11 protein-coding genes are annotated in these 12,625 nt (G+C 72.9%); 3 read left to right on the top strand and 8 right to left on the bottom strand.

All coding sequences use genetic code 11. The features are described from left to right. Positions 1-677: 677 nt before the first annotated feature. On the bottom strand, positions 678-1,703 hold the full coding sequence (gene purM / locus TBIS_RS16635) for a phosphoribosylformylglycinamidine cyclo-ligase (protein WP_013133567.1): 1,026 nt from the start codon (positions 1,701-1,703) through the stop codon (positions 678-680). Then, complete coding sequence (gene purF / locus TBIS_RS16630; RefSeq protein WP_050760568.1) at positions 1,700-3,139, bottom strand: amidophosphoribosyltransferase; 1,440 nt, start codon at positions 3,137-3,139, stop codon at positions 1,700-1,702. The genes purM and purF overlap by 4 nt, the downstream gene beginning before the upstream one ends. A 140-nt stretch (positions 3,140-3,279) precedes the next feature. On the opposite strand from purF, the gene TBIS_RS16625 reads away from it, so the two are divergent. Next, positions 3,280-3,771, top strand: a complete 492-nt coding sequence (locus TBIS_RS16625; RefSeq protein ID WP_148231553.1) for a DUF4190 domain-containing protein — start codon at positions 3,280-3,282, stop codon at positions 3,769-3,771. Here TBIS_RS16625 and TBIS_RS16620 read toward each other — a convergent pair. Next, positions 3,765-4,220 carry a sterol carrier family protein gene (locus TBIS_RS16620; RefSeq protein ID WP_013133564.1) on the bottom strand — a complete coding sequence of 152 codons (456 nt, stop codon included), beginning with the start codon at positions 4,218-4,220 and terminating at the stop codon, positions 3,765-3,767. The genes TBIS_RS16625 and TBIS_RS16620 overlap by 7 nt on opposite strands. 334 nt (positions 4,221-4,554) lie before the next feature. Here TBIS_RS16620 and TBIS_RS16615 point away from each other — a divergent pair, with 334 nt between their 5' ends. After that, positions 4,555-5,265 (top strand): hypothetical protein, encoded by a 711-nt coding sequence (locus tag TBIS_RS16615; RefSeq protein ID WP_206771186.1) that lies wholly within the window; start codon positions 4,555-4,557, stop codon positions 5,263-5,265. Between the two features lie 182 nt (positions 5,266-5,447). Here TBIS_RS16615 and purL read toward each other — a convergent pair whose 3' ends face one another. The 5 genes from purL to TBIS_RS16590 form a co-directional block, all read right to left on the bottom strand. Further along, on the bottom strand, positions 5,448-7,703 hold the full coding sequence (gene purL, locus TBIS_RS16610; protein ID WP_013133562.1) for a phosphoribosylformylglycinamidine synthase subunit PurL: 2,256 nt from the start codon (positions 7,701-7,703) through the stop codon (positions 5,448-5,450). Beyond that, positions 7,700-8,380, bottom strand: a complete 681-nt coding sequence (purQ, locus tag TBIS_RS16605) for a phosphoribosylformylglycinamidine synthase subunit PurQ (RefSeq protein ID WP_013133561.1) — start codon at positions 8,378-8,380, stop codon at positions 7,700-7,702. Before purQ ends, purL begins: the two co-directional genes overlap by 4 nt. 276 nt (positions 8,381-8,656) lie before the next feature. After that, positions 8,657-9,133 carry an ATP-binding protein gene (locus TBIS_RS16600; protein WP_013133560.1) on the bottom strand — a complete coding sequence of 159 codons (477 nt, stop codon included), beginning with the start codon at positions 9,131-9,133 and terminating at the stop codon, positions 8,657-8,659. 175 nt (positions 9,134-9,308) lie between these two features. Then, complete coding sequence (gene purS, locus TBIS_RS16595; RefSeq protein WP_013133559.1) at positions 9,309-9,554, bottom strand: phosphoribosylformylglycinamidine synthase subunit PurS; 246 nt, start codon at positions 9,552-9,554, stop codon at positions 9,309-9,311. A gap of 56 nt (positions 9,555-9,610) precedes the next feature. Next, entirely contained in the window at positions 9,611-11,164 is a 1,554-nt protein-coding gene (locus tag TBIS_RS16590) for a PucR family transcriptional regulator (RefSeq protein ID WP_013133558.1), read from the bottom strand. A gap of 134 nt (positions 11,165-11,298) precedes the next feature. Between TBIS_RS16590 and TBIS_RS16585 the strand changes: the two genes are divergently transcribed. Continuing rightward, the gene (locus TBIS_RS16585) at positions 11,299-12,618 is read left to right on the top strand and encodes an MFS transporter (RefSeq protein WP_013133557.1); all 1,320 of its coding nucleotides are present in this window, start codon (positions 11,299-11,301) and stop codon (positions 12,616-12,618) included. Positions 12,619-12,625: the final 7 nt, after the last annotated feature.

Here is a 12,625-nt window from a genome sequence, read left to right as displayed (position 1 = left end):
CGCGGCGGCGCGGGACGGGCCCGAGCCGCGTGCGCCGCGAAGACGGCCGTGCCGAGCTGAATGGCGATAACGGGAGGAGTCCCGGAGTCGGCGGAACCGCCGGCCGATCAGATCAGCCCAGAGCGTTCGGCGGCGCCAGGGGAGCACCGGGCTCCTCGGATCCATGCCGGCCACGCTCCGGCCGGCCTCCCGTTGCCGGGACGGCCCCGCGGAACCGCGGGACGTTCCACACGCCGATCTAGCCCCTGGAGCAGCCGAGAACCCCTGGAAGCACGAACACGCCGCGGCACGGGCCTCGCAGCGGGAAAACCCGGGCGTCCCCCGTGGTGCGGAGACGCCACCGGCGGAACCCCGAGCGCGTTCATTGATCCCGGTTCTGCGGAGATCCCACCCCGGTGCGCACCACCGGGCCCGCCCGAGCGGAATCGGGCCTCACCCGGCCGAGGACGACCTCGCCGACGGACCCAGAAGGGGAGCCGTCGCAGAGCATCGTCACCCGGAGCCGTCCGGAACCGGGGAGTGCAGGGCTGTGCTGCGATGCGGCCTCGCGAACGGGTGGCCTCACCGGCCGGGCACGGCGTCGCCGGCGAATCCCCCACGCGTTGATCGTCGCCGGCCAAGGTCGCCCGGAAGGGCCGGGGAGCGCCTGGGCTCACCGATCCGCCGACGGGCTCGCCTTAACGGAACCGCGCCTCGCCCGAGCCGGGGACGACCTCGCCCAGCACCCAGGTGGGGACGCCCTGCCCGTTGAGCAGCTCCACCGCCCGATCGGCCTGGTCGGCCGGGACGATCGCGCACATGCCCACGCCCAGGTTGAACGTCCTGTCCATCTCCGCCTGCGGCACCTTGCCGTACCCGGCGAGCACCTGGAAGATCGCGGGAGGCGTCCACGAGCCGCGGTCGAGGAGGGCGTCCGCCGTGGCGGGCAGCGACCGGGCGAGGTTCGCGGCCAGGCCGCCGCCGGTGATGTGGGCGAAGGCGTGCACGTCGACCTCGCGGGTGAGCGCGAGGCAGTGCGGCGCGTAGATCCGCGTGGGCTCCAGCAGCTCCTCACCGAGGGTCCGGGAGAGCTCGGGCAGCTCCTGGTCGAGCCGGAGCCCGGCGGTGGCGATGATGTGGCGGACCAGCGAGTACCCGTTCGAGTGGATGCCGCTCGACGCCATCCCGAGCACCACGTCCCCGGGGACGACCCGGTGCGGGCCGAGGAGCTCGCTCGCCTCCACCACCCCGGTGCCCGCGCCGGCCAGGTCGTACTCGTCCGGCTTCATCGCGCCGGGGTGCTCGGCCGTCTCCCCGCCGATGAGCGCGCACCCGGCGATCCGGCAGCCTTCGGCGATGCCGCCGACGATCTCGGCGATGCGCTCGGGCACGACCTTGCCGCAGGCGATGTAGTCGGTCATGAACAGCGGCTCGGCCCCGCAGACCACGAGGTCGTCGACGACCATCCCGACGAGGTCGATGCCGATCGTGTCGTGCTTGTCCAGCCGCTGGGCGATCATGACCTTGGTGCCGACCCCGTCGGTCGAGGTGGCGAGGAGCGGCTTGCGGTAGCGGAGGAACGCCGATGCGTCGAAGAGCCCGGCGAAGCCGCTGGGGTCGTCGATCACCTCGGGCCGCCGGGAACGGGCCACCCGGGACTTCATCAGCTCGACGGCGCGCTCTCCGGCCGCGATGTCGACCCCGGCCTCGGCGTAGCTGGTCATGCCTGCGCCTCCAGCACGTGCTTGTCCACCCGCTCCCCTTCCTCCAGCGGGATCGGGTACTCCCCGGTGAAGCAGGCCCGGCAGAGCCGGTCGGCGGGGAGCGTGGTCGCCTGGGTGAGCGCCTCGAGCGAGACGTAGCCGAGGGAGTCGGCGCCGAGGGACTGGCAGATCTCGTCCACCGTGAGCGATCCGGCGATCAGCTCGGCCCGGGTGGCGAAGTCGATGCCGTAGAAGCAGGGCCAGGTGACCGGCGGCGAGGAGATCCGCACGTGGACCTCGGTGGCGCCGGCCTGACGGAGCATGGCGACGATGGCCCGCTGGGTGTTGCCGCGCACGATCGAGTCGTCGACCACGACCAGGCGCTTGCCCTTGATCACCTCGCGCAGCGGGTTGAGCTTCAGCCGGATCCCGAGCTGGCGGATGGTCTGCGACGGCTGGATGAACGTGCGGCCGACGTAGGAGTTCTTCACCAGGCCCTGGCCGTACGGGATGCCGCTCTCCTGGGCGTACCCGATGGCGGCCGGGGTGCCGGAGTCGGGCGTGGGGATGACGAGGTCGGCCTCGACCGGGTGCTCGCGGGCGAGCGCGCGGCCCACCTCGACCCGGGTGGCGTAGACGCCGCGGCCGGCGATCGAGGTGTCCGGCCGGGCGAGGTAGACGTACTCGAAGAGGCAGCCCTTGGGCCGGGCGAGGGCGAACCGGCGGGAGCGCACCCCGCGCTGGTCGATGGTGATCAGCTCGCCCGGTTCGACCTCGCGGATGAACACCGCGCCGACGATGTCGAGGGCGGCGGTCTCCGAGGCGATCACCCAGCCGCGCTCGAGCTTGCCGAGCACGAGCGGGCGGATGCCCTGGGGGTCCCGGGCGGCGTACAGCGTGGTCTCGTCCATCCAGACGAGGGAGTAGGCGCCCTTCACCTCGGGGAGCAGCTCGGCCGCCACGTCCTCGATCGGCCGGCTCGAGTCCTGGGCGAGCAGCGCGGTGAGCACCTCGGTGTCGGTGGTCGCCTTGATGGCGCCGGGCGGAAGCCGCTTGGCGAGGCTCGCCGTGTTGATCAGGTTGCCGTTGTGGGCGAGCGCGATCCCGCCCTGGGCGGTCGAGGTGAGCGTGGGCTGCGCGTTCTCCCACACGCTCGACCCGGTCGTGGAGTAGCGGCAGTGCCCGATGGCGAGGTGGCCGCGGAGCGTCCGGAGGATGGGCTCGTCGAAGACCTGGGCCACGAGCCCCATGTCCTTGTAGACGAGGATGCGGCTGCCTTCGCTCACCGCGATGCCCGCGGATTCCTGGCCGCGATGCTGTAGCGCGTACAGGCCGTAGTAGGTCAGTTTGGAGACATCCTCTCCCGGCGCCCACACGCCGAAGACGCCGCACGCGTCCTTCGGTGCGCGGTCCTCGGGATCGAGGTCATGGCCGAGCAGGCCGTCGCCCTTCAACACGTACCCGAGTCTATTTGCGCGATGGAAATGGTCGAACCCGGTCTTGCCGGGACATTCGGCGTAGTACACCGGCCATCGGCCCGCCGGGTGAGCGGGCCGGGCGATCCCCGCGTCATCGACGTTCTCCCTTGGAGGTCTGCGTGACGACACCCGAGCACACCCCTCCCGCCGACGATCCCCGGTTCCCGCCGCCCCCGTCCGGGCCGCAGCAGCCGTACGGCTGGGCGCCGCACGAGGGGCCGTACGGGGGCCCGGCCCCGGGGACCGGAGGTCTGCCCCCGATGCCGCCGGCGCGGCCGCCGGAGCCGGGCGCCGGGGTCGGCACGGCGGCCCTGATCTTCGGCATCTGCGGCCTGGTCCTGCTGCCGCTGTGCGGCATCGGCGTGCTCTTCGCGATCGTGGCCTTCATCCTCGGCATCGCGGGGATCGCCAAGAACTCCGGCAAGGGTCAGGCGGTGGCCGGCCTGGTGCTCAGCGTGTGCACCTTCGTCGGGGCCGTCGCCTTCGCGGTGTTCCTGTACCACTACCTGACCTCGACCGGCCTCGACGCCTGCCTCCTCGACGAGACGATCTCGTCCGACCCGGACCGTCTGCGGGACTGCGTGATGGACGTGCTCAGCCGCCATCAGTGAGCGGTCTGGCGCAGCGGTAGCAGACCGGAGAGGTCGGCCCGCGTGCCGCTCGCCGAGACCCGGCCCTCGGCGAGCGCGGCGGACCAGGAGAGCCGCCCGGTGGCGAGCTCCAGCCAGGTCCGCGGGTCCGTCTCGACGACATTGGGCGGGGTGCCCCGGGTGTGGCGGGGCCCCGCCACGCACTGCACCGCGGCGAACGGCGGCACCCGGACCTCCACCGCCCGCCCCGGGGCCCGGGCGGCGAGCTCGTCGAGCAGGTGGCGTACGGCGAAGCGGGCCGCGTCCCGCACCGGGGTCAGCCCGGCGGTGTACGCCCGCAGCACGGCCTCGGCACAGGCGTCGGCCGCCGCGTCGTCGGGGCCGTCGAACGGTGGCGCGCCGAGCGCGGCGAGCTGGGCGTTGAGGGCCTCTCGGAGCCTTTCCGCGTCGATTCTCCTCCGTGGCGGCACCCGCCCATTGTCGCCGAACTCACCGGCGCCCGGGGGTGCGGGGCCGGGCGGCCGCCGGCGAAGCGCAGACCGGCCGTGGCCCGCCCGCCGGTGCCGTGCGCCGCCGGAGGGGTCAGGACGCCCACCGTCGGATGAGAGAGGTCAGAACGGCCCACCGGTGATGAGCGCGGCCCGGGAGCGCCCCTGGGAGAGCTGACCGGCTGCTTGACAAAGCGCCAAGATGCACATCCGTGACATAACACGAGTAATCCCGAACAAGCCTAAAAACGTCCTTCACATTGGCCACAAGGCCATGTCTCTCTTCTCTAGCCTCTCTTCTCGGAAGGGATATCTCGTGATCGTCAGGTCGCCGGGAGGCCGGCGCACAGTCAAGATCGTCACGGTGGGCGCGCTCGCCGCAGCCTTGGTCACGGTGGGAGGCGTGGCCACGGCGTCGTCGGCCGCCAGCTCCAGCAACATCGTCTACGCGTGCGTGGCCAAGAAGACGGGCTACGTGCGCATCGTCAAGAAGACCACGACCTGCAAGCCGACCGAGTACAAGACCTACTGGAACAAGACCGGTCCCCAGGGGCCGGCGGGCATCGGCGCCAAGGGTGAGAAGGGCGACCCGGGCCCGCGCGGTCCGCAGGGTCCTCAGGGTCCCCAGGGGCCGCAGGGCCCTAAGGGCGAGAAGGGCGATCCCGGCCCGCAGGGCCCGCAGGGCCCCAAGGGCGAGAAGGGTGACCGCGGCCCGCAGGGTCCTCAGGGTCCGCAGGGGCCGAAGGGCGAGAAGGGTGACCCCGGCCCGCAGGGCCCGCCCGGACGGGACGGCGTCGCCACCATCACCTACAAGTCCGCGTCGTTCAAGTTCGGGCTGGTCGGCGGCTCCAAGACCCTGCAGTGCGGTAACGGGCTGTACGCCACGGGCGGCGGCTTCTCCGGCACCTCGGTCGTCGGCGAGGTCACCACGAGCGCCCCGGTCATCAGCGGCGGCAAGCCGGTCGGCTGGGAGATCAGGGGCACGAGCGTCGAAGGCACCATGTACGTGATCTGCGTCGGCAACTGACCCGCGCGTCCGGGACGGGGCCGGAGGGCGAGCGTCCTCCGGCCCTCGTCCTTTCCAGCGCCTGTTCTGTGGGTGCCCGGCGGCTCCCGGAGGCTCCGGTTCGTCAGCGGCACCGCACGCGCGCCATCAGGGCCCGGCCGATGGGAGCAGGCGGGCCGCGGAGTACGCGGCGGGCCTCAGCCTCAGCCGAAGATGGCCGGGAGGGTGCGGCCGTGGGTCTCGCGCAGCTCCTCGACCGCGATCTCGAAGACCCCCTCGACGGAGAGCGAGCCGCCGCCGGTGGTGCCCAGCACCTGGCAGGGCACCTCGTACCGCGCGCAGAGCCGGGTGAACTCCTCGAGCGCCTCCGGGCGCACGCAGACGAGCGCCCGCGCGACCGACTCGCTGAACAGGTCGACGAACGGGTCGCCACCGGGGAGCTCGACCGAGCAGCCGATGCCGTGGGCGAGGCAGGACTCGGCGAGCGCGATCCCGAGGCCGCCGTCGGACAGGTCGTGCGAGCCCTCGGCCAGGCCCGCGGCCGCCGCGGCGACCAGCACCTCGGCGAGCGCCCGCTCGGCCGCGAGGTTCACCTGCGGGGGCATGCCGCCGAGGTGGCCGTGGATGGCGTGCGCCCACTCCGAGCCGCCGAACTCCTCCCGGGTCTCGCCGAGCAGGGCCACGCGCAGGCCCGGGGCGGTGAAGCCGTGCCGGATCCGCTTGCTCACGTCCTCGATCACGCCGAGCACCCCGACGACGGGGGTCGGGTGGATCGCGGTGGAGCCGGTCTGGTTGTAGAACGAGACGTTGCCGCCCGTGACCGGGACCCCGAGGGTCTGGCAGGCGTCGGCGAGCCCGCGCACCGCCTCGGCGAACTGCCACATGACCTCCGGATCCTCCGGGGAGCCGAAGTTGAGGCAGTTGGTGACGGCGAGCGGCCGCGCCCCGGTCACCGCGACGTTCCGGTACGCCTCGGAGAGCGCGAGCTGCGCCCCGGCGTAGGGGTCGAGCTTCGCGTACCGGCCGTTGCCGTCGACCGCGAGCGCGATCCCCCGGGTGGTCGGCTCGGCGCCCGGCAGCGCCTCGGCGATGCGGAGCACCCCGGCGTCGGCCGGCTGGGCGAGCACGGTGTTGCCCCGCACGTACCGGTCGTACTGGGAGGTGACCCACTCCTTGGAGGCGAGGTTCGGCGAGCCGAGCAGGGTGAGCAGGGTCTCGCGCAGGTCGGCCGGGCGCGGCAGCCGTTCCGGCCCGTCGGCGTTGAGCGCCGCCTGGCCGGCGGGCTCGCGGAGCGGGCGCTCGTAGACCGGGCCCTCGTTCGCGGCCGTGCCGGGCGGGATGTCGACGATGACCTCGCCGTCCCAGGTCATCACCAGCCGGCCGGTGTCGGTGACCTCGCCGATCACGGTCGCCGGCACGTCCCACTTCTCGCAGATCGCCAGGAACGCCGGGACGTCGTCCGGAGCGACGATCGCCATCATGCGCTCCTGGGACTCGCTCATCAGGATCTCCTCGGGCCGCAGCGTGGGGTCGCGCAGCGGGACGAGGTTGAGGTCGATCCGCATGCCGCCCGCGCCCTTGGCGGCCATCTCGGTCGTGGCGCACGAGATCCCGGCCGCGCCGAGGTCCTGGATGCCCACCACGACGCCGGCCTGGAACAGCTCCAGGCAGCACTCGATGAGCAGCTTCTCCATGAACGGGTCGCCGACCTGCACCGCGGGGCGCTTGGCCTGCGACTCCTCGTCGAACGTGGCCGACGCGAGCACCGAGGCGCCGCCGATGCCGTCCGCCCCGGTCCGCGCCCCGAACAGCACCACCTTGTTGCCGGGGCCGGGCGCGGTGGCGAGCTTGATCTGGTCCTTGCGGAGCAGGCCGACGCAGAGCGCGTTGACGAGCGGGTTGCCGATGTAGCAGGGGTCGAAGACCACCTCGCCGCCGATGTTCGGCAGGCCGAGGCAGTTGCCGTACGAGCTGATGCCCTCGACGACCCCGGGCAGCACGCGCTTGGTGTCCGGCTGGTCGGCCCCGCCGAACCGCAGGGAGTCCATCACCGCGATCGGGCGGGCGCCCATGGAGAGGATGTCGCGGACGATGCCGCCGACCCCGGTGGCCGCGCCCTGGTGCGGCTCCACGTACGAGGGGTGGTTGTGCGACTCGATCTTGAAGGTGACGGCCCAGCCGTCGCCGATGTCGACCACCCCGGCGTTCTCCCCCATGCCGACGAGCAGCGCGTCGCACTTCGGGGCCTTCGTGGCGAACTGCCGGAGGTGCACCTTGGACGACTTGTAGGAGCAGTGCTCGCTCCACATCACCGAGTAGATCGCCAGCTCCGCGCTGGTCGGCCGCCGGCCGAGGATCTCGCGGACCCGCTGGTACTCGTCGTCCTTCATGCCGAGCTCGGCGTACGGCTGCGGCTCGTCCGGGGTCTGCGCCGCACGCTCGACCGTGTCGAGGGTCACGCGTTCACCAGCCTCTTCAGAATCGAGGTGAAAAAGCCTCGCCCGTCCACGCTCGGCGCTCCGGTGAGCTCCTCCACCGCGTGCTCGGGGTGGGGCATGAGGCCCACGATGTTGCCGGCCTCGTTGGTGATGCCGGCGATGTCGTTGAGCGAGCCGTTCGGGTTGCCCCCGGCGTACCGGAAGACGACCCGGCCCTCGCGCTCGAGCTCGGCGAGCGTCTCCTCGTCGGCGACGTACCGCCCCTCACCGTGCTTGATCGGGAGCAGCAGCTCCTGGCCGGGCTCGAAGTCGCAGGTCCACGCGGTGCGGGTGTTCTCCACCCGGATGCGCTGATCGCGGCAGATGTAGTGCAGGTTCTGGTTGCGGGTGAGCGCACCGGGGAGCAGGTGCGCCTCGCACAGGATCTGGAAGCCGTTGCAGGTGCCGAGCACGGGCAACCCGCTCTTCGCCGCCGGGATCAGCTCCTCCATGATCGGGGCGAACCGGGCGATCGCCCCGCAGCGGAGGTAATCCCCGTAGGAGAAGCCTCCGGGGAGGAAGACCGCGTCGACTCCCTTGAGGTCGCGTTCGGCGTGCCACAGGGGCACCACTTCGGCGCCGGCCAGCCGCAGGGCTCGCGCGGCGTCCTGATCGTCGAGTGTGCCGGGGAAGGTGACGACGCCTACCCGCGCACTCATGAGGCTCTCCCCTTCACGAACTCTCCTCGGCCTCTCCTCGGCAGCGCACGCCACCGGCGGCCTGCGCCGGCGGCGGTGTGTGGCGGCACACCTCAGACTATCCGAGCCGGGGAACCAGCCCGCCGGCCGCGGACCGGGGCCGCGGCGCGCTCAGGCCGCGGTGCTCATCCGGCCATGGATTCGGGGCGCGTCGGGTTCGTCAGACGCCCACTGGGCGTGGCGGGCGCGGCACGGTCAGGCCGCGGTGCCGGCCTGGGCGTGGATCGGGGTGCGCGGTCAGACCGCGGCGCAGCGCTCGCCGTCCCGGCAGCGGCAGCAGAGGCGGGCCAGGTGCGGGGCGAGCGCGTCCTTCTCCCACGCGAGCCGCTTGCTCAGCCGTACGGCGGTGCTCCGGCCGGGCGCCACCTCGTACGACACGTCGTCCATGACGGTGCGCATGATGAGCATGCCCCGGCCGTTCTCCACGTCGGCGGGCGGCTGCCTCCGGGGAAGCGCGGGCAGCCCGGGCCCGCGGTCCTCCACGGCGACGTGCAGTTCGCAGCGCTCGTCGTGGATCCTGGCGGTCACCTCGTACCGGGTGGCCGGATCGCCATGCCGTACCGCGTTGGTGCAGGCCTCCGAGGTGGCGATCAGGATGTCGGAGGCGCACTCCTCGGCGACGCCGAGCGCGCGGAGCAGGCTCCGGACCATGCGCCGGACCATGGGAATGCCCATGGGATCCCGCGGCATGACGAGCGAGAATTCGATGTTCAAACGGAACCCCTCGGAAACGAGCCTTCACCTAGGCTTCCCCGGTGGTTCCGTGCTAATCGCCGAGCATCCGCGTCCCGGTAAGGATCCCGCCAGGATTCGCCCTGCACACGGAATCACCCCGGTTACGGGCGATAGATCCATATATAGGGAAATGCCGGGGCAGGTGGGCCGGGAGTCAGTCTTCGACGCGGATCGCGAAGTCCTCGATCACGGTGTTGGCGAGCAGGGTCTCCGCCATCTTCCGGACCTGCGCGAGGGCGGCCTCGTCCGCCGGGCCGTCGAGCTGGAGCTCGAACCGCTTGCCCTGCCGTACGTCGGTGACGCCGGTGAAGCCGAGCCGGGGCAGCGCCCGGGCGATCGCCTGGCCCTGCGGGTCCAGGATCTCGGGCTTCAGCATGACGTCCACGATGACGCGCGCCACTGTGGTCCTCCCGTAGCGGTTTCCGGTGTCGCAGCCAGGGTATCCGGCCGCCCGGGTCAGCCTTGCCGCCCCGGTGGGACCAGCTCGCCCAGAGACAGCGCGAGCCACAGCTCCAGCCGGTGCCGCGGGTCGTCGAGGGACCTGCCGGAGACCCGCTCCGCGGTCCGCAGCCGGCCGCGGAGCGTGTTGCGGTGGATCCGCAGCCGCCGGGCCGCGCGCTCCAGGTTCTGGCCGCAGTCGAGGAACGTGTGCACCGTGGAGACCAGGGCGGTGCCGTGCTGGGCGTCGTGCTCGCGCAGCGGCTGGAGCACCGCCTCGGCGAACCGGCTCGCGCCCGCGGGGTCGAGCGCGTCGCGCAGCAGCGCCCACGGCTCGAGGTCGTCCACGTGGCCGTACCCCCGGCCGCGGGCCGCGATCGCGGCCGCGTGAGTGACCGCGGTGGCGATCTCGGCCAGCCCGCTCGCCCGGCACGCCCCCGCGGCGACCTCCCGGCCGGCCACCGCCGCGATCCGGTCGTAGAGGGCGGGGCCGTGGCGGGGCGACGACTCGGGGACCACGAGCACCAGCCCGTCCGGGCGCGGGCAGACGAAGGTCAGCTCCTCGGTGGCCGGGTCGCCGAGCACGTCGGCGAGCGCGTCGAGCGCCGCGTCCGCCAGCGCGGCGTGCGCGCCGTCCCGGGCCCGGACCACCATCACCTCGTACGGCGGCGCCACCACCGGGCAGACCGCGGCCAGCCGCTCGGCGGCCGAGGCCCGGGACGCGGGATCGGCGTCGAGCACGCTGGCGAGCAGCGCGGCCCGCTGCGCGTGGGCCCGGGCGCGGGTGCGGTGCGCGCCGATCAGCTCGATCGCGAGCAGGCAGGCCGCCTGGTTGGCGAGCATGCGCACGTGCCACTCGAGCGGGCCCCGGCACCACAGCGCCAGCCAGCCGCGCGGCGGGCCGGAGAAGCCGAGACTCTGCAGCGACAGCACCCATTCGCCTTGGTCGATCGCGATGGCCCGCCGCCGGTCGGCCGTACCGCCGGCCACGGCCGCGATCGCGGTGGCGTGCCAGTCCCGGTCCAGGTCGGGGCGGGCGGCGCGCATCCGGCCGCGGGGATCGAGGAGGAGGGTCTCGCCGCCGGTGTGCGCGGCGAGCGCGCCGAGGATGCCGGGCGCCCCGCCCCGGACCGCGGCGCGGGCCATCGCCTCCTGCGCGGCGACCGTGCGCCGCTCGCCGCGGATCCGCTCGTCCGCGTGCCACTGGGCCACGGCCTCCGCCACCGCGATGAACGGGGTGGTTCCGGTGACCTCCAGCACCGGGAAGGCGCGGCGGTCCGCCTCCTCCAGCACCGCCGGGGGTACGGCCGAGAGCCGCTCGTCCAGGGCGAAGGCGAGGCCGGCGCACCCGGCCTGGGCCAGCCGGCCGACGTACGCGACCTGTTCCCCGGGGTCCGCGGAGAGGCCGAGGCCGACGGTCATCACCAGCTCACCGCCGCGCAGCCAGGGGACCGGGTCGGCCAGCTCGGTCACGTGCGCCCACCGCACCTGGTTGGTGAGGCCGTCCCGTCCCGCGAGCAGCCGGAGCTCCAGGTTCGGCATGGCGAGCACGTCGGCGACGGTCAGCGGCATGGCGTTCCCCGGGGGTGGCGCGCCCGGTGCAAACCGCACTTTGATAACAGAACGGCAGGGCGATTTGTACATGATAACGGTGGTTTGTTCCGTCTTAAGGTCGCAGCAACCAAGCTGACCGGAGGACGGACCATATGGACGGACGCACCCCCCACTCCGCCGGCGCGCCCAGACGCGCCGCCATCGCAGCGTTCGTCGGCACCACGATCGAGTGGTACGACTTCTACGTCTACGCGACCGCGGCCGCGCTGATCTTCGGCGACCTGTTCTTCCCCGAGTCCACGGACCCGCTGGTCGCCCTCATGGCGTCGTTCGCCACCTACGCCGTCGGGTTCTTCGCCCGCCCCCTCGGCGGGATCGTCTTCGGCCACTTCGGCGACCGGGTGGGCCGCAAGTCGGCGCTCGTGGTCACCCTGCTCATGATGGGCGTGGCGACGTTCCTCGTCGGGCTGCTCCCCACCTACGAGACGATCGGCGTGCTCGCGCCCATCGCCCTGGTGACCCTCCGCGTCGTGCAAGGGCTCGCCGTGGGCGGCGAGTGGGGCGGCGCCGTGCTCATGGCGGTCGAGCACGCCCCGGAGAAGAACCGGACCTTCTTCGGCGGCTTCGCCCAGCTCGGCAACCCCGCCGGAGCCCTCCTCGCCACCGGGGCGTTCAGCCTCGTCACCGCCGCCGGGGACGACGTGCTCCGTACCTGGGGCTGGCGGATCCCGTTCCTCGCCTCGGCCGTGCTCGTGCTCGTCGGCCTGTTCATCCGGCTCCGCGTCGAGGAGTCGCCCGTCTTCCGGCAGGTGCTCGCCGAGAAGCCCGTCGCCCTGCCGATCAAGGAGGCGCTCCGCACCTCGTGGCGGACCATCCTCCTCGGCATCGGCACGCTCCCCGTGGCCATCGGCGGCTACTACATCGCCACCACGTTCCTGCTCGCCTACTCCACCGGCCCCGAGGTCGGCGCGTCCGAGCAGCTCGTGCTCAACGGCCTCAGCTTCGCCTCGTTCGTCGAGCTCGTCGCCACCCTGGGCGTCTCCTGGCTGGGCGACCGGTTCGGCACCCGCCGGGTCGTGGCGATCGGCCTCGCCGCCGTGGCGCTGCTCGCGTTCCCGCAGTTCATGGTCATGGGATCGGGCAACGCGTTCCTCATCTTCCTGATGCTCGGCGCGATGCGGCTCGCCATGTCCGCGACCTACGGCCCGATCGCCACCCTGCTGGCGGAGATGTACGCCCCGAAGGTGCGGTACACGGCGATGTCCCTCGCCTACCAGGTCGCCGGAGCGGTCTTCGGCGGGCTCTCCCCGCTCGCGGCCACCGCGCTGGTCAAGGCCGGAGGCGGCGGACCGGTCCCCGCGATCCTGCTGCTCATCGCCATGTGCGTGCTGAGCCTGGTCTGCCTGGCCTTCGCGCCGCGCCACCGCGACGCCGTACCGCAACCGGCGGTGCCCGGGCACGCCCTGTCCTGACCGGCAC

The organism is Thermobispora bispora DSM 43833 (assembly GCF_000092645.1).
Classification (GTDB): domain Bacteria; phylum Actinomycetota; class Actinomycetes; order Streptosporangiales; family Streptosporangiaceae; genus Thermobispora; species Thermobispora bispora.
Note: the sequence above shows the minus strand (reverse complement) of the source record. Positions and strands in the feature narration are given on the sequence as shown.

What these genes read in the sequence shown, in the direction of transcription:
- purM (WP_013133567.1), bottom strand. Translation starts at nt 1,703, where the DNA reads ATGACCAGCTACGCCGAGGCCGGGGTCGACATCGCGGCCGGAGAGCGC.
- TBIS_RS16590 (WP_013133558.1), bottom strand. Translation starts at nt 11,164, where the DNA reads ATGCCGCTGACCGTCGCCGACGTGCTCGCCATGCCGAACCTGGAGCTC.
- TBIS_RS16585 (WP_013133557.1), top strand. Translation starts at nt 11,299, where the DNA reads ATGGACGGACGCACCCCCCACTCCGCCGGCGCGCCCAGACGCGCCGCC.
- purQ (WP_013133561.1), bottom strand. Translation starts at nt 8,380, where the DNA reads ATGAGTGCGCGGGTAGGCGTCGTCACCTTCCCCGGCACACTCGACGAT.